A 19,011-nucleotide genomic window follows, 5' to 3' on the forward strand; every position below is an offset into this window, starting at 1 on the left:
GCATTGTAGATCAGTGTGACCTTAGCGCCACGCCAGCGACCATTTTCCGCGGCGCCCAGAAGCTACCGGTAGCGGTACAATCGCACCTTCTGAATGCCCCACTCGCCGGCAGGCAAGCGGATATGGCGCCCCTGATGCGTCTGATCGCCGTTCAGCAGGCGTCCGGCCACCCAGCGGCCGTCGGATGCAAACGTGCCTTCCTCTGCGCGCTCGATCCCGGCGAGCGACGGCCCCTCACCCGCACCCGCGAAGGTCACCGTGATCCCCTGCCCCGCGATCAGATATTCGTCCGCCCCGGTCTGGATCACCATCCCCCCATAGCCGGCGGTCTCCGGCGTCATGGCGGGGCGCTCGATGTCGGCGAATGCCACGGTGAAGCGGTAGTTGCCCATCCGCCGGACCTGCGGCTCGTAGTCGAGCGAGTCGTCGTAGCGCTGCCGCGGCTTGAAGCCGGCGATCCGGTCGCTACCCTGCGCCTGCAGGATGTGTGGCTGGAGCTGGCGAAGCACGCCATATGCCGCCCCGAGTTGCCCCGGCGCATCGTCCACGGAGTCGATCGAGAACGGCCCGAAGCCGATCGCGTCCCGCTCGCCAAAGGCGTAAAAGGCGTTCGCCGGCACGACCGGATTGTCGGCGTTGTGCGCCTCGGGCACGAACAGCGGATTGTCGGGCCGATGATAGCGATCGACGATCTGGGTGAAGTTCGAGAAGTAGATGTCGGGCGCGAGCAGGTCGATCGAAGGCGCCCCTGCCTTCCACACGTCGATCAGGTGCGGCAACGGGCCGCCGCTCGGATATTGTCCGGGGGCGCGTCCCGGACGGTTGAGCGCCACGTTCACGTACATGGGCAGCGCATAAGCGGCCTTGCCCGCACGGGCGAGCGCATCGGCGAAGCGGGCATAGTGCCACGCGGTGAATACCTCCGCCGCGGCATCGCCGTCGCCGAACAGCTCCGTCCAGCTGCCTTGCGTGCGGGCGCCCCGCTCCAGCCACATCGCCTTCATCTCCGGCACCAGCGCGTCGCGGTGCTGGACCAGATAGCTGGTGAGCTCTGCGGGCACCGGCTGCGCGAAGGCTGCATTGGCAGCGGGCGAATAGTCCCGCGCCACCGGGAGCATGCCGATCTCGTTCTCCACCTGCACCATCACGACGGTGTTCCGGTCCCCGTCGATCGCCTTGAGATGCGCCAGCATCGCCGCATAGGCACGCGCATCCGCACGGATCATCTCCTCCCCGAACGTTGACAGGATCTCGACCGACTGGCCGTTGGGCAGCCCTGCCCGCGGGAAGCGCGCCTGATCGCGCTTCACCCACCCAGGCACATAGGTGGACATGGAGTTCTTGTAGGCGCCGAACCAGAGCAGGACGAGCTTCAGGTCGTTCGCACGCGCTTCTCGGATCATGGAATCGAGGCTGGACCAGTCGAACCGCCCCTCGATGGGCTCGATCAACTCCCAGGACACCGGCGCCAGCACCGTGTTGAGGTTCATCGCGCGCAGCTTGGCCCAGTGCGGTGCCATGTAGGTCGCGCTGGAGGCTGCTGAGTTGCTCAGTTCCCCGGCGATCAGGAGCATCGGCTTGCCGCCGACGACAAGCTGCGTCGCCTCGCCCTGCCGCTCGAGCCGCGGCATCTGGGCGAAGGCGGGTGTGGCGATGAGGAGCGTTGCGGCCAGGCTTGCGGCGATATGCTTCACATCGGTTCCCTTGTTCGGTCGGCCGCGGCGGAGGAGGCTCATTGCGCGATCTTCACGTTGCGGTAGCGCGGGTTGAGGAGGTGGAAGACCAGCAGCGCGACCAGGTACGCGACACCGCACGCGACGAAGAACGGACCATAGCTGCCGACCTTGTCGAGCAGCGCACCCAGGGTCTTGGACGCCAGGAAGCCGCCGACCGCGCCCGCGAAGCCGCCAAGGCCGATCAATGTGCCCTGGGCGTAGCGGGGGAACTGGTCCCCCGGCAGCGCGAACAAATTGGTCGAGAAGCCCTGATGCGCCGCGCAGGCGAGGCCGATCAGTGCGACGGCGATCCAGATGCTGCTCGCCTGTGCCGCAAACATCACCGGCAGGGCGAACAGCGCGCATACGAACATCGCGCGCTTGCGGGCGCTGCCTGCGGAGGCCCCCCGCTTCAGCTGGCGCGACGAGTACCAGCCGCCGGCGACCGCGCCCAGGTCCGCCAGGATGTAGATCGCGACCAGCGGCGGGCCGAAGCTCTTGAGGTCGTAACCGTAGCGGGTGTGGAAGAAGTCCGGCAGCCAGAAGAGAAACGTCCACCACACCGGATCGATCAGGAAGCGGCCGGCCATATAGGCCCAGGCTTCCCGATGGCGCAGCACGGACAGGAAGCCTGCGCGGCCGCTGTCGTCGGCGGGCTCCGCCTCGATCCAGGCGCGCTCCTCGGTCGTGACGCGCGGATGGCGGCCCGGCGGATGGTAGAGGCGCCACCAGGCGAAGAGCCAGACGATGTTGAAGAGGCCGGTCACGATGAATGCCCAGCGCCAGTCGAGGATCAGGTCGGCGACGATGAAGCCGACGAGCAGCGGTGTGACCACCGCACCCACGTTGGCGCCGGCGTTGAAGATGCCGATCGCGAGCGCGCGTTCCTTTTTGGGGAACCACTGCGAGGCGGCGGCGAGCGCCGACGGATAGGTCCCCGCCTCACCGAAGGCGAGCGGGATCCGAGCGACGACGAAGCCGGCGGTGGAGGTGACCAGCGTCTGCGCGAAATGGCCGACCGTCCAACTGCCCATCGCCAGCAGATAGCCCCACCGCGGCCCCACCCGGTCGATCAGCCAGCCGAACAGCAGGAAGCCGACGCCGTAGAAAACCTGGAAGTAGCCGGTGATGTCGGCATAGCCGGAGTTGGTCCAGCCGTAGAGGCCCTCCAACTGCGGCTTCAGCACGCCCAGCACCAGGCGGTCGATGTAGCTGAGCACCACCGCGGTAAACAGCAGTCCGCAGATCACCCAGCGGATGCGCCCGCGCGGCGGCCGCACTGCGTGCGCGGCGGTTTCCGGCGCCTGTGCGGCGGCCTCGCTGAACTCGCTCACTTCACCAGCTCCACAAGGTGCCGTCCTCCAGCCGGTTTACCGGGAGGAAGGCGCGCTTGTAGGCGTGGGTGCTGGCCAGTTCCTCGTCGATGTCCACGCCCAGGCCGGGCTCGTCGCCGGGGTGCATCAGCCCGTCGGCGAAGGAATAGGCGTGCGGGAACACGCGGTCCGTTTCCTCCGTGTGCGGCATGTGCTCTTGGATACCGAAGTTCGGGATCGAGAGGCCGAAATGCAGCGCCGCTGCCATGCAGATGGGGCTAAGGTCGGTTGCGCCATGGCTGCCGGTGCGGACCTGATACAGATCTGCGAGCGCCGCGATCCGGCGCATGTGGGTGATGCCGCCGGCATGGACCACCGTCGCCCGGACATAGTCGATCAGCTGGTTCTCGATCAGCGCCTTGCAGTCCCAGACCGAGTTGAAGATCTCCCCCACGGCGAGCGGCGCCGTGGTGTGCTGGCGGATCAGGCGGAAGGCGTCCTGGTTTTCGGCCGGGGTCGCATCCTCCAGCCAGAAGGGGCGATAGGGCTCCAGGTCCCGGCCGAGCCGCCCCGCCTCGATCGGCGTGAGGCGGTGGTGGATGTCGTGCAGCAGGTGGACGTCCCAGCCGAGCTCCTCCCGCGCGACCCGGAACAGCTCCGGCACGACGCGCAAATATTTGGACGTCGACCAGACGCTTTCGCTCGGCAGGTCCGCGTCGGCGGGCTCATAGCGCTCGCCGTGCTTGGCGACCCCGTAGGTGGAGGGTAGCCCCGGCACGCCGCATTGCAGGCGCACGGCCAGATACCCCTCGTCCATTGCCGCCTTGGCTGCCGCGATCGTATCGTCGATCGTCGTTCCGTTGGCATGGGCATAGACCATGCACCCCTCGCGGGCCGCACCGCCGAGCAGCTGGTAGACGGGAAGCCCGGCGATCTTGCCCTTGATGTCCCACAGCGCCATGTCGACCGCTGCGATCGCGGTCATGGTCACGGGGCCGCGCCGCCAATAGGCACCCTTGTAGAGGTATTGCCAGATGTCCTCGATCTGGTGCGCCTCCCGCCCGATCAGGCAGGGCACCACATGCTCGGCGAGGTAGCTGGCGACCGCGAGTTCCCGGCCGTTGAGCGTGGCATCGCCCACGCCGGTCGTGCCGTCGTCGCACTCGATCTTGAGGGTGACGAAGTTGCGTCCCGGACTGGTGACGATGACGCGGGCATGGACGATCTTGGGCATGGGTTTCCTCAGGCGATTTCGAGCACGACGGACTGGAGGTCGCGGCTGTTCGGGCCGGTCAAGATGTCGAACCGCCCCGGTTCGACGACCTCGCGCATCTCCGCGTTCCACAGTCGGAATGCGTCGGGGCCGAGGGGCAGCCGGACGGTCCGGGTCTCCCCCGGCTTCAGGGTGACGCGCCGGAAGCCTCGCAGCGCCTTCACCGGACGGGCGACCGAGGAGACCTGGTCGCGGACGTACAGCTGGACGACCTCGTCGCCCTCCCGGCTGCCCGTATTCGTCACATCGACCTCCACGGTCACGCTCCCACCGGCGCCGATGGTCGCAGCCGACAGGCGCGGCGCCGACAGACGGAAGCTGGTGTAGCTCAGCCCGAAGCCGAACGGGAACAAGGGCTCGTCGTCGTCGAACAGGTAACCGCGGCGCGCCGAAGGCTGGTGATTATAGTAGAAGGGCACCTGCCCCACGTCCCGAACGACCGTCACCGGCAGCTTGGCGCCCGGGTTCACGTCCCCGAACAGCACGTCCGCGATGGCGTGGCCGCCCTGCTGGCCGACGTACCAGCACTCGACCAGTGCGTTCGTAGCACCCGCCACGGTCGGCCAAGACGGCGGCCTGCCGTTGATCGCGACTACCACCACGGGCTTGCCCGTCGCTTTCATGGCCAGGAACAGCTCGTTCTGCTCGCCCAGCAGGTCCAGGCTGGTGCGGTCGCCCAGATGGGACTTGGCATAGCCCTCGCGGCTGGTCTGTTCGGTGTCGCCGATCGCCAGCAGGATCACGTCGGCCGTCTTCGCCACCGCGACCGCCTCGGCGATCAGCTGGCGGTTGCGAGCGGGATCGGCGAGGATGACCGCGTTCGCCGATCGATCCTCGCTCTGGGTGATGAACACGCCCTGGGCGTGCAGCACCTCCGCCTTGCCGCGCAGCCGGGCCCGCACGCCGTCCAGCAGCGAGACCGGGTCGGCCGGAATGGAGGAGTATCCACCGAGCCGGGGAACGGCCGCGTTGGGGCCGATCACCGCCACCCGTCGAACCGTGTCGGTCGAGAGCGGAAGCGTGCCGTCGTTAATGAGCAGCGCGATGGATCGGGCGGCAGCCTCGCGGGCAAGTGCCAGCGCTTCCGCATTGGCCGTGAGCCGAGCCGCCGCACGAGCATCCGCCGGCGTTTCCTCGAACAATCCGGCGCGGAACTTGAGCGTCAGCATCCGGCGGCAGGCGGCATCCACCGCCGCTAGCGATACCCGCCCCGCGCGCACCTCGTCCGCGAGGGTGCGATAGGCGACGCCGTCGGGAAGGTCGCAGTCGACGCCTGCCTCCAGCGCCTGCCGCGCGGCATCACCCTTGCTGGCGGCGACATGGTGGAAGTATTCGAGCTCGGGAATGGCGGCATAGTCGCTCACCACTGCGCCATCGAAGCCCCATTCGCCGCGCAGCACCTCCGTCAGCAGCCACCGGCTGGCGTGGGAGGGAACCCCGTCGATCTCGTTGTAGGAAGGCATGACCGCGCCGATGCCGGTCCGCTCGACCACCGCCCGGAACGGCGGGAAATAGCTTTCGCGCAATTCCCGCTCGCCCAGTTGCGCGGGCGCCACGTTGTTGCCGGCCTGCGGCTGGCCGTGGCCGGTCATGTGCTTGAGCGTGGCGAAGACCTTGCCTGGGCCAAGCTCCCGCCCTTCCCCTTGGAGGCCGAGCACCGCGGCCACGCCCATCTCCCCGCAGAGATACGGATCCTCCCCGAACGTCTCCTCAATCCGTCCCCAGCGGGGATCACGGGCGATGTCCACGACGGGCGACAGGGCAAGGACGGAACCATGTGCCCGTACCTCGCGAGCGATCACCGACTGCACACGGCGCATGAGCTCAGGATCGAAGCTTCCGGCGAGGGCGATCGCCTGTGGGAAGCTGGTTGCTCCCGGCGCCATGTACCCGTGGAGGGTCTCCTCGTGGAAGAGCACCGGGATGCCGAGCCGCGTGTCCTTACGCGACCACCGCTGCGCCGCGTTCACGAAGGCGATCGTATCCGCAGGCCTCCGCCACCGTCCGGTGACTTCGGCACCGGTGTCATGCGCGGTGGCAGCCCCGCCGTGATCGGACGGGCGTGCGACCTGGCCGATCCCGTGCGGATAGGCGGCACTCGCCCTGGCGGGATCGAAACCGCGGGCGGCGTCCATCACGTCCCGCTTGGTGGTGGAAAGGGTGATGAGCTGGGCCGTCTTCTCGTCCAGCGTCATGCGTGCCATGAGGTCGCGCACCCTCAGGTCCACCGGCGCCCGGGCATCGAGGTAGAGCGGTGACGCCGCGCGGGCGGCAGCCGGAACAAAGGCCAGGAGCGAGGCGCCCATGCTCCAGCGCATCAGGCTTCGCCGGTCGATCTTCCATCCTGCGCGCGTCACGATCCGCTCCCCGTTGCAGCCTCCGTCTTGCGCGGGTTGCCTGTTCAACTGATACCGTTACCATGACCAGCGACGCGCCGGGCTGTCAACCGCCGCGCACCGGGAGAGATCAATGAAGGCAATGAGGACGCTGGTGCGCGCCAGCGCCATGGCGGTCACCGCGGCGCTGCTGACAGCACCCGCCGCGGCGGAGGACGGCTACAGGCTCTGGCTCCGCTCTGACGCGCCAGCCGAGGGGCCGATCGCGATCTCTCGCCTCGGCGACACGCCCACTCTTCGGCTGGCCGAAGCCGAGCTTCGTCGCGATCTGCCCGCGGCCGCGAACCTCCCGGTCGTGGTAGCGCTGGCAAGCGATCCAGCGGTCTCGGCGCTTCGGCTACCGGTCGCAGAACTGGGGAATGAAGGCTATCTGGTCCGCCCCTCGTCGATCGGCGGCCGGCAGGTGCTGTTGATCACGGGCAACACCGATCGAGGCGTGCTGTACGGCGCCTTTGCCCTGATCCGCCATGTCGCCAGCGGCGGGCAGGTCGCGAACGCGACGCTTCGCTCGGCGCCCAAGGTGAAGCTGCGCGTTCTCAACCATTGGGATAATCTCGATGGCACCGTGGAGCGGGGCTATTCCGGCGAGTCGTTGTGGGATTGGTGGAAGCTGCCGGACTATCGCGACCCGCGTTACACGGACTATGCGCGCGCCAATGCCTCGATCGGCGTCAATGGCACGGTGCTGAACAACGTCAATGCCAAGGCCGACAGCCTCACCGCACCGTATATCGCCAAGGCGGCGGCGCTGGCCGACGTGTTCCGCCCCTGGGGCATCCGCGTCTATCTTTCGGCGCGTTTCTCGGCACCGATCGAGATCGGCGGCCTCAAGACCGCAGATCCGCGGGACCCTGCCGTTGCTGCCTGGTGGAAGGCCAAGGCGGACGAGATCTACCGGGCGATCCCCGACTTCGGGGGCTTCCTGGTAAAGGCCAACAGCGAGGGGCAGCCGGGCCCGCGCGACTACGGCGCGAGCCACGCCGACGGGGCCAACATGCTCGCGGCGGCGGTGAAGCCCCATGGCGGCATCGTGATGTGGCGCGCCTTTGTCTATGCGGACACCGATCCCGAGGACCGCGCCAAGCAGGCCTATACCGAGTTCAAGCCATTGGACGGCAAGTTCGCCGACAATGTGCTGGTGCAGGTGAAGAACGGCGCCATCGACTTCCAGCCGCGTGAGCCCTTCCATCCGCTGTTCGGCGCCATGCCCAAGACGCCGCTGATGATGGAGTTCCAGATCACCAAGGAGTATCTCGGGCAGGCGACCCACCTCGCCTACCTGGGACCGCTCTTCACCGAGGTCCTGGAGGCGAAGACCGGGCGCGGGCAGGAGACGGTGGCGAGCGTCGTCGACGGCGAGAGCGAGAACCACCAGCTGACCGGCATGGCCGGCGTCGCGAACATCGGCGACGATCGCGACTGGACCGGAGGCACGTTCAACCAGGCGAACTGGTACGCATTCGGACGGCTGGCATGGGATCCGTCGCTCGACTCGGCAGCCATCGCGCGCGAATGGGCGCAGCAGACGTTCGGCACCGATCCGCGCGTCATCGGCCCCGTCGTGGACATGATGATGCGCTCGCGAGAGGCGGTGGTGGACTATACCGGCCCCTTCGGGCTCGCGCACCTGATGGCGACCGGACACCATTATGGGCCGGGGCCGTGGGTGAGCGAACTGCAGCGGCCCGAGTGGAACCCCGTCTACTATCATCGCGCCGACCGCCAGGGGATCGGCTTCGACCGCACCCGGACGGGCAGCAACGCGGTCGCGCAATATGCGCCGGCGGTGGCGAAGCTCTATGCCAGTCCGCGCACCACACCCGAAAGCGAACTGCTGTGGTTCCACCACCTCCCCTGGGACTATCGCCTGAAAAGTGGCGAGACGTTGTGGGACGGCATGGTGCGCCGGTACGACCGGGGTGTCGCCACGGTGGCGGCGATGCGCCGCGAATGGGACGGACTGCGCGCGCTGGTGGATACGGAACGCTGGGAGAAAACGGCTGCTTTCCTCGCCATCCAGGAGCGCGAGGCACGCTGGTGGCGCGACGCGAGCCTCTCCTACTGGCAGTCGGTGAACGGGCTGCCGCTCCCGGCCGGGGCAGCCCCGCCCGAGCACGACCTCGCCTGGTACAAGGCACAGAGCTACCCCCACGCGCCGGGCAATCCGCATTGATCCGTCACCACCCCCGGCATTGAGGAACCACCGATGGCAGCACCTTGGAAGACGACGATTGCGGCCGCCGCCCTCCTTCTGGCGAGCGGCGTGGCCGGAGTCGCCGACGCGCGCACCACGGCGACACGCTGGATCGCGACCTGGGGCTCGGCACAGATGATCCCCGAGGGCGAGAATGCACTGCCGGCGGATGCGTCGGCCGCCATCACCCTGCGGCAAGTGGTCCGCCTGTCTGCGGGCGGGGGCGAGATCCGCGTGCGGTTCTCCAACCGCTTCGGCACGCGTCCGCTGCCGATCGGCGCAGCGCATGTCGGCCGCGCGGCACGGCCGGGGACGCCGCGGGTCGAAGGCGGCGTGGCGCTGACCTTCTCGGGTCATGCCGATGCAGTGATTCCTGCCGGGGCGGAAATCTATTCGGATCCGATATCGCTGGAACTCGCCCCTGGCGCGGATCTCGCCATCAGCCTCTACCTGCCCGAAGCGCCCGAACCGCAGACGGGCCATCCGGGCGCGCGTGCCACCAGCTTCCTCCTGACCGGCCAGCATGTCGCGGACGCGGACCTGCCCGGCGCACGGCCCACCACCCGCTGGTACCTGATCGCCGACGTGGAGGTCGCGGCCGCATCGAACGGCGGCACCGTGGTGGCGATCGGCGACTCCATCACCGACGGCTATGGCGTCCAGCCGGAACGGAACAGCCGCTGGACCGACGTGTTCGCGCAGCGATTGCGGAGCCAGGCCGCGACGCGCGGCATCGGCGTGGTCAATACCGGGATCGGCGGCAACCGCATCCTCCTCGATGGGCTCGGCCCCAATCTGATGGCCCGCTTCGACCGCGACGTGATCGCCCGCAGCGGCGTCCGCTGGGCGATCGTGCTGGAGGGGATCAACGATCTCGGCACCCTCACCCGAGATGCACCGGCGACCCCGGAGCAGCATCGCGCCCTGGTGCGGCAGATCACCGCCGCCTACCGCCAGCTCGCCGACCGCGCGCACGCCCATGGCATCAAGCTGATCGGCGGAACGGTGATGCCGTTCGGCGGCAACAGCTACTATCACCCAGGCCCGGAACTCGAAGCGGCGCGACAGGAAATCAACCGCTTCATCCGCACCTCCGGCACGTTCGACGCAGTTATCGACTTCGACAAGGTGATGCGCGACCCGGCCCACCCGGATCGGCTCGCCCCGGCGCTCGACTCCGGCGATCACCTCCACCCGTCCGAAGCGGGCTATCGAAAGATGGGAGAAGCGGTGCCGCTAAGCCTTTTCTCGGGAGCTCACGGGCGAGCGAACTGACGGGATGGTACACGTTCAAGCCCAGCGATCATTGCAGCGCGGGCCGCGCCACCTCCAGATTTCGGGAGCTTCTTCATGAACGAGAAGATTGATCGCTTGCTGCGTCGTCCGGTACTTGCCTTCGTAGCCAGGTTCGCCCTCACCTTTCCCTTCTGGGGCAGCGGCCTCTCGAAGCTGATCAACTTCGATGCCGGCGTTGCAGAGATGGCGCATTTCGGGCTGGAGCCCGCGGTCGCTTTCAACCTGGCGACAATCGTCGTGCAACTCGGCGGCTCACTCCTGATCATCGCGAACCGCCTCGCATGGCTAGGCGCGGGCGCGCTCGCGGTTTTCACGGGGCTAACGGTGATCCTGGTGCATCACTTCTGGACCATGACCGAGGAACCGTTCCGAACCATCGCCTTCCATACCGCCGTCGAGCATGTCGGCATCATCGGCGGCTTGCTGGCTGTCACCATTCTAGCTGCACACCGGGACCCAAAGCGGGGTTGAGGAGGAGGCTCCGGCGGCGTGACGTTGCGCCGAAACTGGTCGGGGCTGCGTAGCGTGCCCGCGAACGAACGCGGCCGCTCGATTTGACCGCGGGCCCTTGCGCGCGCAGCGACCAGCGGCGACACGTGCGGCTTCACCAGAACAGTGGATCCCCATGCGCCGCTTCCTCCTTGTTTCCGCCCTGCTCGCCGCGCCCGCCATGGCTGCGCCGGACGCACCCTCACCCATCCTGACGACACTGGATGCGCGCGACGTGCTCACCTATGCGCGTCCGGAGATTGCGCGGGTGACGCATGTCGACCTCAACCTCGCCGCCGACTTTGCGAGCCGCACGATGCGGGGCACCGCGACCCTCGACATCCTGGCGCGCCCGGACGCGCGTGAGATTGTGCTGGACGACAAGGGGCTGGTCATCGCCCGCATCACCGATGGCGCGGGCAAGCCCCTCAAATGGACGGTCGGCGCGGAGGACCCGTACAAGGGCGCGCCGCTGACCGTGGCGATCGGCAAGGCCCGCCGGATCGTCATCACCTATAGCTCGCGCCCCGACGCGCGGGCGCTGGGCTGGCTGCCGCCCGAGCTCACCGCCGGCAAGCGCAAGCCCTACCTGTTCAGCCAGGGGCAGGCGATCAACAACCGCAGCTGGATCCCGACCCAGGACAGCCCCGGCATTCGCCAGAGCTGGAGCGCGTCGATCACCGTTCCCGACGATCTGGTCGCGGTGATGAGCGGCGAGCGGCTGACGCCTGAGGGCGAGGCTGCCGGCGAGGGCCTCCACCGCTTCCGCTTCCGCATGGATCGGAACGTGCCGCCCTATCTGATCGCACTCGCCGTCGGTGACATCGGCTTCCGCGCCGTCGACGGCCGCACCGGTGTCTTCACCGAGCCGGGCCAGCTCGATCGGGTAGCGACCGAACTCTCGGACACGGGCAAGATGGTGACCACCGCGGAGGCGCTCTACGGCGCCTATCGCTGGGGACGCTTCGACGTGCTTGTCCTGCCACCCTCCTTCCCGTTCGGCGGCATGGAGAACCCCACCCTCACCTTCGCCACCCCGACGATCATCACCGGCGACAAGTCCAACGTCGACGTGATCGCGCATGAACTGGCGCACAGCTGGTCGGGCAATCTCGTCACCAACGCGACCTGGTCCGACAGCTGGCTCAATGAAGGTTTCACCACCTATTTCGAGAACCGCATCGACGAGGCGCTCTACGGCAAGGAGCGTGCAGCAACGCTCGCCGACCTGTCTTGGGACGATCTCCAGCGCGACCTGAAGGAGGCGAAGCCCGAACAGACCCGGCTGCACGGCGATCCCGAGGGGACCTATGGGCAGCTCGATTATACCAAGGGGTCGACCTTCCTGCGGACGATCGAATATGCTGTCGGGCGTGCGCGCTGGGACGCCTATCTGCGCGCCTATTTCGACCGGCATGCCTTCCAGCCGCAGACCAGCGCCAACTTCCTAAAGGATCTGCGCGCCAACCTGATCCGGGGCGATCGCGCGCTCGAGGAGAGGCTGCAGCTGGACGCGTGGGTGTACCAGCCGGGGCTGCCGTCCAATGCGGTACATGTGAAGTCGGCGACGCTCGCGAAGATCGACCAGATCCTGGAGCGCGTGAACGGCGGCGCGCCGATCGCTTCGGTCGATGCGGGCCGCTGGTCGACGCAGGAGTGGCTTCGTTTCCTGAACGGCCTGCCCCGCCAGCAGAGCGCAACGCGCCTGGCCGAGCTGGACCAGGCGTTCCGGCTCTCGACGTCCACCAACGCCTACATCCGCTCTGCCTGGCTCGTGCTCGCGATCGGCAACCGCTACCAGCCGGCAGTCGCGTCGGCCGAACAATTCCTGCCAAGCGTCGGCCGCAACCTGCTGATTACCCCCGTATATCGCGCACTGAAGGCGCAGGGCGAGTGGGGGGTGCCGGTTGCGCGTCGGATCTTCGAGCAGGCGCGCGCGGGCTATCATCCCGTCACGGCAGGAGCGATCGCGCAACTGCTGCATTGAGCGGGGGCGGGCGTCGGTTCGCCGACGCCCGCCCCCGCAGGCTAGTCCTTTCCCGGCATCTCGCCCGCTTCTTCCTCTTCGTCCCACGGGAGGCTCAAGCGCCTCTCCGCCCGGTCCCGGTACAGGGCCGAACGGGCGAGCAGGATGAACCCGACCGGGGCCGTGCAGGTCAGGAACAGCGCGATGACGATTTCGTGGACCGACAACCGGCCGCGCAGGACCGAGAAGCAGACGATGGAGGCGGCCACGATCAGTGTCATTCCAAGGGTGCTGCCAAGCGTCGGCGCATGGACCCGCTCGTAGAAACTCCTGAGCCGCAGCAGACCGAGCGAGCCCACCAGGGTCACCGCGGCGCCCGAGAGGACCAGCACGGCGACGATCAGGGCCGCCCATTGGGGAAGATCGGGTGCCTGGATCATTCGATCACCTCGCCGCGCATCAGGAACTTGGCGAGGGCGACTGTCCCCACGAACCCGAGCAGCGCGATGATCACCGCAGCCTCCAGATAGAGTGTCCGCCCGGTCTGGATGCCGAAGGTCAGCAGCAGAAGCATCGCGCTGGTATAGAAGGTGTCGAGCCCGAGTACGCGATCCTGCGCACGGGGGCCCCACACCATGCGCAAGACGGCACACGATACCGCCAGCCCGAGCAGGATCTGCGCGGCGGTGATGGCGAACGCGAGCGCCAGGGTCGTCATTGCTCGAACGCCTGGAGCAGAAGGGTTTCGTAGCGAGACTTGATCAAGTTCGCCCATTCCTCTTCGTCGATCAGATCCAGCACGTGGAGCAGCAGCGTGCGCCGCCGCTGGTCGTACTCGACCCAGAGGGTTCCCGGGGTGGCAGTCAGGATCAGCCCGAGCAGCGCCAGCCCGCCCCGCTCGGTCAGCTCCAGCGGGATGCGGACGAAGCCGGAGACCCGGCCCTTCCGGGGGAACAGGATAATCGCCGCCACTGCCAGGTTGGAGCGCACCACGTCGACGGCGACCAGGCCCGCCAGCTTCATCAGCGGCGCCAGACGAACCCGCCGGCTGCGCGGCGGACGCAGCACCGCCATGGTGCGGGTACCGACCAGCGCCGCGCCGGAACCAAGCAACAACTGGCCGACCGAAACGGACTGCGAGAGCAGCAGCCACACCAGCAGCAACGCAAGGGCGAGCCCCGGATAGGGAAGCCACCGTCTCATCGGCCGGCCGCCTGCGGCCCGAGCACCGCCTCGACATAGCCGTGGCGGTCCCCCAGCGACTGGCTCGTCCGCTCCATGTACCGCATCACCGGTCCGGCGAAGATCGTGAGCGCGAGGCAGATGGCGAGCAGCAGCCCTACGGGCAGGATTTCGGTCAGCTGCAAGGCCGGCTGGGGGCTCTCGGAAGGTGCCCAGATGAGGTCGATGCCGGCACGGGTCGTCGCGATCAACGTTGCGAGGCCCGAGCCGACGATCAGGCCCACGAGCCACCACACGGGCGCGCCGACCGTATCCCGCAGATCCAGCAGACCGTTGATCATGGCGAATTTCGCGAGGAAGCCGGAGAGCGGCGGCAGCCCCGCGATCAGCAGCACGCAAAAGGCGAAGCCCCCGCCGAGGATCGCCACCGATGCCGGGATGACGACGCCGATCTCGCTCTCCTGCTCCATCGGCATCAGGCCGACATACTCGTCGTCGAAAACAGGCTCGCCGCCTAACGCCGTCGCGGCATCCCGGCGCTCGACCAGCTCGATCAGCAGGTAGAAGGCGGCCACCGCGAGGGTCGAACTGACGAGGTAGAACAGTGCACCGGCAAGGACGGAGCCCTCCCCCGCGCCCACCGCCGCCAGCAGCGTTCCGGCCGAGATCGTGAGCGAGTAGCCGGCGATGCGCGACAATCGGCGTGCGGCGAGAACGCCGATGATGCCGAATGCGATCGTGCACACGCCGCCGAAGAACAGCCATTGCTGGGCAGCACCCGCGGTCCGGCTGATCTCCCCGACGAAGAGGAGCAACGGAACTCGAAGCACCGCATAGACGCCGACCTTGCTCAGGATGGTGAAAAGCGCGGCGACGGGCGGTGCCGCCGTGGCATAGGTGCGCGGCAGCCAGAAGCCGAGCGGCCACATCCCCGCCTTGACCAGGAACGCGATGGTGAGGATCGCCATGCCGGCCTGCAGCATGGGCAGGTCCTGGTCGCTCACGCTAGCGACCTGCAAGACCAGATGCGCCATGTTGAGCGTGCCCGTCACCCCATAGATGAGCGCGGCACCGATGAGGAAAAGCAGCGACGTCGCGACGTTGAGCGCGACATAATGCAGCGCTGCCTTGATCCGCGCCTTGCTCGACCCGTGCAGCAGCAACCCGAAGGAAGCCGCCAACAGCACCTCGAAGAAGACGAACAGGTTGAACAGGTCGCCTGTCAGGAAAGCGCCGTTGAGCCCCATCAGCTGGAACAGGAGCAGGGTGTGGAACCGAGGCCCCGCCTGGTCCCAGCGGGTCGCTGCATAGATCAGGGTCGCCAATCCCACGACGCTCGTGAGCACCAGCATCAGCGCCGAGAGCCAATCGAGCACCAGCACGATGCCGAAGGGCGCCGGCCAGTTGCCGATGCGATAGACTAGTGTCGCCGGATCCCCGGCAAACCCCGTGCACGCCACGCCGGTGAGCAGCAGGGCCGAGACGAGCACGAGGGTCGCGGTGGTCCCCAGCGCGATCACCCGCTTCGCCGTGCGCCTCTGCTCCCGGAGCAGCAGCAAGACCGCGCCGGCGACCAGCGGCAACAAGATGGGGACGATGATCAGGTGCCCAGCCCAACCCGCGCTCATTCGCCGTCGTCCCCGTCGACATGATCGGTGCCGGTGATGCCGCGAGAGGCGAGCAACACGACCAGCAGCAAGGCGGTCATCGCGAAGGAGATCACGATGGCCGTCAGCACCAGCGCCTGCGGAAGCGGATCATCGTACCGCGACGCCTCCACCGCGCCTGACCCCACAATGGGCGGCGCATCCACCTTGAGCCGCCCCATCGCATAGATGAACATGTTCACCGCATAGGAGATCAGCGAGAGGCCGAGGATCACCTGGAAGGTTCGCGGACGCAGGATCAGCCATACGCCCGATGCCGTGAGGATTCCGATGCCGAGGGCAAGGACCAGTTCCATCAGCGCTTTTCCACCCCCGTCTCGTCGCCGCCCCGCAACGGCCGGACCGGCCTTCGGATCGACTGGTGGGCGATGGCGATCAGGATCAGCGCCGTGGCCCCCACCACGAGCAGGAACACGCCGAGGTCGAACAGAAGCGCGGTAGCCAAGGGGGTTTTTCCGACCAAGGGCACTTCGAGATACCGGAACCAGGACGTGAGAAACGGGTGGTCGAAGAGCAGCGCCCCAGCGCCGGTGGCAGCTGCGATCAACAGGCCGCCCGCGATCCAGTCGGTCGGGCGAACGCGCAGGCGCGCCTCTACGCTGCGCGTCCCCGCAGCCATGTACTGGAGGATCAGCGCGATCGACATGGCGACGCCGGCCGCGAACCCGCCGCCGGGAAGGTCGTGCCCGCGCAGGAAGAGATACAGCGCGATCACGACGATGAACGGGAACACCCATTCGAGGATGACCCGCGGGACGACCAGGTAATCCGACACCGTATCCCCCGGCGCCCGACCCGCATGCGCTTCGTCGAAGGCGTCCTGCAGGCGCTGCTGCTCGGGATCACGGACGCTCTCCCGGGCGGGGCGGAACCGGCGCAGCAACGAGAAGACCGTCAGCGCGACGATCGCCAGCACGGTGATCTCCCCGAGCGTGTCGAATGCCCGGAAGTCCACCAGAATGACGTTGACGACGTTGCGACCGCCGCCTTCCGCATAGGAGCGTTCGAGGAAGAAGCGGGAGATGGCGTCGGGAAGCGGGCGGGTCATCATCGCATAGGCCAGAGCCGCGACGCCCCCGCCGGCAGCGACGGCGATCGCGAGGTCGCTTCCCCGGCGCAGCACGACGCTCGCAGGCGTGCGCTTGCCAGGCCAGTTGTCCGGCAGTCGTTTGGGGAGCCATCGCAGCCCCAGGAGCAGGAGCACCGTGGTTACCGTCTCCACGAGCAGCTGGGTGAGTGCGAGATCGGGAGCCGAGAGCCAGACGAAGCCGATGCAACTGGCAAGCCCCGTCCCCGACACCAGCACCACTGCGGCGAGCCGGTGGTACTTCGCCTGCCAGGCGCCGGCGACGGCGCAGGCGCTGCCGATCAGCCAGATCAGTGCGAAGCCGGGATCGATCAGGGTTCGCGGCGCCGTTCCCGGCGCGTAGCCATGCCGAAGGAAGGGCAGCAGCGCCACGGCACAGGCGACCAGAACCATCAGGCGAAGCTGCGGCTGCAGTCGGCGCGTTCCCAGCCAGTCCTCCAGCCAGCGCGTCCCCGAGACGAGCACGGAAAGGACCGCATCGAACATGCGCCGCCCCCTCAGCCGACCGAGAAGGGGAACGGCATCGGCGGCGTTCAAGCTTCGCGCGAAAACCAGATAGGCGGCCGTGCCGAGCACAAGCGCGATGACGCTCAGCAGCAGCGGTTTGCTGAATCCGTGCCAGATCGCGAGACTATATTCCGGCGCCCCTCCGCCCAATGCCGCGCGGACCGCGACGTCGAGGAACGGCCCGATGGTCACGGCGGGGAAGATCCCGATGACGACACAGGCGAGCACCAGAATCTCGATCGGCAGACGCATCCAATGGGGTGCCTCGTGCGGGCGCCGCTCCAGTTTGGTCGCCGGCGGACCGAAAAAGCTCTGGTGGATGAAGCGCACCGAATAGAGGACGCTGAAAATCAGGCCGACGGTGACGAGATACGGCAACGCCTGGTCCAGGAAGGTCTCGTTGGTGTCCTCCAGTGCCTCTGCGAGCAGCATCTCCTTGGAAAGGAAGCCGTTGAGCAGCGGTACGCCCGCCATCGCTGCCGCAGCGACCATCGCCAACGTCGCGGTCACCGGCATGAACCGGTAAAGCCCGCTCAGCTTGCGCAGGTCGCGTGTGCCGGCTTCGTGATCGATGATGCCGGCCGCCATGAACAGCGACGCCTTGAACGTCGCGTGGTTGACCGTGTGGAAGATGGCGGCCACGGCAGCAAGCGGGCTGCCGATACCCAGCAGCAGCGTGATGATGCCCAGATGGCTGATCGTCGAATAGGCAAGCAGCCCTTTGAGATCCTGCTGGAAGATCGCAGCCCAGGCTCCCAGGATCAGCGTGATGAGGCCGACGCTGGTGACGATTAGGTACCAGGCGTCGCTCCCCGCCAGCACGGGCCACAGCCGGATCAGCAGGAACACGCCCGCCTTCACCATCGTCGCCGAGTGGAGATAGGCCGAAACCGGGGTGGGCGCCGCCATCGCGTGGGGCAGCCAGAAGTGAAAGGGGAACTGGGCGCTCTTGGTGAACGCCCCGATCAGGATGAGGATCAGCGCCGGCAGGTAAAGGCTGCTCGCCCGGATCCGGTCCCCGGAGGCGAGCACCGTGTCGAGATCATAGCTCCCGACGATCTTTCCGATCAGGAGGACACCGACCAGCAGGCAAAGCCCGCCCGCTGCCGTCACGATCAGCGCCATGCGGGCCGCGCTTCGCGCGCTTTCGTTCTGGTGCCAGTAGCCGATGAGGAGGAACGAGGTGAGGCTGGTCAGTTCCCAGAAGAAGGCCATCTGCACGAGGTTGCCCGACAAGACCAGCGCGAGCATGGAGCCCATGAAGGCGAGCAGGAACGAAAAGAAGCGCGGAACCGGGTCGCGAGGAGACATGTAGTAGCGGGCGTAGACCACCACGAGGAAGCCGATCGCCAGAACCAGCATCGCGAAGATCCAGGTGAGGCCGTCCAGCCGCAGAACGATATTGAGCCCCAGCGAGGGCAGCCAAGAAACGCCGGCCTGCAGGATCGTGCCATCCGCGACACGCGGATAGAGCGCCGCCATGAACACCGTGCCCGCGAACGCGACGGCGCCCGCGAGCAGCGCTGCGGCGTCTCGGCTTCGGGTCGGCAGCCCGGCCACCACGAGGCTTCCCAGAAACGGCAGCAGCAGGACAAACCACAAGGTGACGCTCGACGTCGCGATCAACATTCTCCCTTTTTCTTCTCTCTCTCTTCGGCCGACGACGGCTACCGTCAACCAGCCGCCCCCCAGAACCCTTTCACGGGCGCGTATCGGGCCGCACCCCTCTCTTGCAGGATCTGCCGAGAGAAACTGCCGCCTACGAGGGTCCTGGGGGCAAGGTAGGGCAGTATGCCCGCGATGCAACTCGCCCGGTGGGGCCTGATCGCCGGACGCTCCCGCCGCGCGCGAGCGCAAGCTGGTGATCGTGAACGTCGCGCAGGAGGCGACGGTTTCCTGATGACCGCGCTCCCAGCCCTTGCAGAA

14 protein-coding genes are annotated in these 19,011 nt (G+C 67.5%); 4 read left to right on the top strand and 10 right to left on the bottom strand.

Going from position 1 to position 19,011, the window contains the following annotated elements:
* Positions 1–62: 62 nt before the first annotated feature.
* The 4 genes from EO081_RS08060 to EO081_RS08075 are packed head-to-tail and all read right to left on the bottom strand — an operon-like array spanning position 63 to position 6,607.
* Entirely contained in the window at positions 63–1,736 is a 1,674-nt protein-coding gene (locus EO081_RS08060; RefSeq protein ID WP_129341319.1) for a GH35 family beta-galactosidase, read from the bottom strand.
* Positions 1,733–3,049 (bottom strand): MFS transporter, encoded by a 1,317-nt coding sequence (locus tag EO081_RS08065; protein ID WP_129341320.1) that lies wholly within the window; start codon positions 3,047–3,049, stop codon positions 1,733–1,735. The genes EO081_RS08060 and EO081_RS08065 overlap by 4 nt, the downstream gene beginning before the upstream one ends.
* Position 3,050: 1 nt before the next feature.
* A complete protein-coding gene (gene manD / locus EO081_RS08070) occupies positions 3,051–4,262 on the bottom strand; it encodes a D-mannonate dehydratase ManD (protein ID WP_129341321.1) in 1,212 nt (403 codons plus the stop codon).
* 8 nt (positions 4,263–4,270) lie between these two features.
* On the bottom strand, positions 4,271–6,607 hold the full coding sequence (locus EO081_RS08075; RefSeq protein ID WP_240697610.1) for a glycoside hydrolase family 3 N-terminal domain-containing protein: 2,337 nt from the start codon (positions 6,605–6,607) through the stop codon (positions 4,271–4,273).
* A gap of 163 nt (positions 6,608–6,770) precedes the next feature.
* Between EO081_RS08075 and EO081_RS08080 the strand changes: the two genes are divergently transcribed.
* The 4 genes from EO081_RS08080 to EO081_RS08095 all read left to right on the top strand — a co-directional run bounded on the left by EO081_RS08080 (position 6,771) and on the right by EO081_RS08095 (position 12,663).
* Positions 6,771–8,870 (top strand): alpha-glucuronidase family glycosyl hydrolase, encoded by a 2,100-nt coding sequence (locus tag EO081_RS08080; protein WP_129341322.1) that lies wholly within the window; start codon positions 6,771–6,773, stop codon positions 8,868–8,870.
* A 33-nt stretch (positions 8,871–8,903) separates the two neighbouring features.
* The gene (locus EO081_RS08085) at positions 8,904–10,166 is read left to right on the top strand and encodes an SGNH/GDSL hydrolase family protein (protein WP_129341323.1); all 1,263 of its coding nucleotides are present in this window, start codon (positions 8,904–8,906) and stop codon (positions 10,164–10,166) included.
* A 75-nt stretch (positions 10,167–10,241) separates the two neighbouring features.
* Positions 10,242–10,658, top strand: coding sequence for a DoxX family protein (locus EO081_RS08090; RefSeq protein ID WP_129341324.1), 417 nt, complete (start codon positions 10,242–10,244; stop codon positions 10,656–10,658).
* A gap of 154 nt (positions 10,659–10,812) precedes the next feature.
* On the top strand, positions 10,813–12,663 hold the full coding sequence (locus EO081_RS08095; protein ID WP_129341325.1) for a M1 family metallopeptidase: 1,851 nt from the start codon (positions 10,813–10,815) through the stop codon (positions 12,661–12,663).
* A gap of 41 nt (positions 12,664–12,704) precedes the next feature.
* On the opposite strand, the gene mnhG is transcribed toward EO081_RS08095, so the two are convergent.
* From mnhG to EO081_RS08125, 6 genes are read right to left on the bottom strand one after another with little or no spacing between them, the layout of a single operon-like run.
* Complete coding sequence (mnhG, locus tag EO081_RS08100; RefSeq protein ID WP_129341326.1) at positions 12,705–13,082, bottom strand: monovalent cation/H(+) antiporter subunit G; 378 nt, start codon at positions 13,080–13,082, stop codon at positions 12,705–12,707.
* The gene (locus tag EO081_RS08105; protein WP_129341327.1) at positions 13,079–13,360 is read right to left on the bottom strand and encodes a K+/H+ antiporter subunit F; all 282 of its coding nucleotides are present in this window, start codon (positions 13,358–13,360) and stop codon (positions 13,079–13,081) included. The genes mnhG and EO081_RS08105 overlap by 4 nt, the downstream gene beginning before the upstream one ends.
* Complete coding sequence (locus EO081_RS08110) at positions 13,357–13,845, bottom strand: Na+/H+ antiporter subunit E (RefSeq protein WP_129341328.1); 489 nt, start codon at positions 13,843–13,845, stop codon at positions 13,357–13,359. The genes EO081_RS08105 and EO081_RS08110 overlap by 4 nt, the downstream gene beginning before the upstream one ends.
* Entirely contained in the window at positions 13,842–15,452 is a 1,611-nt protein-coding gene (locus EO081_RS08115) for a monovalent cation/H+ antiporter subunit D (RefSeq protein ID WP_129341329.1), read from the bottom strand. Before EO081_RS08115 ends, EO081_RS08110 begins: the two co-directional genes overlap by 4 nt.
* The gene (locus EO081_RS08120; protein ID WP_129341330.1) at positions 15,449–15,787 is read right to left on the bottom strand and encodes a Na+/H+ antiporter subunit C; all 339 of its coding nucleotides are present in this window, start codon (positions 15,785–15,787) and stop codon (positions 15,449–15,451) included. Before EO081_RS08120 ends, EO081_RS08115 begins: the two co-directional genes overlap by 4 nt.
* Positions 15,787–18,714, bottom strand: a complete 2,928-nt coding sequence (locus EO081_RS08125) for a monovalent cation/H+ antiporter subunit A (RefSeq protein ID WP_129341331.1) — start codon at positions 18,712–18,714, stop codon at positions 15,787–15,789. Before EO081_RS08125 ends, EO081_RS08120 begins: the two co-directional genes overlap by 1 nt.
* Between the last annotated feature and the right edge of the window lie 297 nt (positions 18,715–19,011).

Origin of the sequence: Sphingomonas desiccabilis (assembly GCF_004135605.1) — a bacterium.
Lineage (GTDB): Bacteria > Pseudomonadota > Alphaproteobacteria > Sphingomonadales > Sphingomonadaceae > Sphingomonas > Sphingomonas desiccabilis.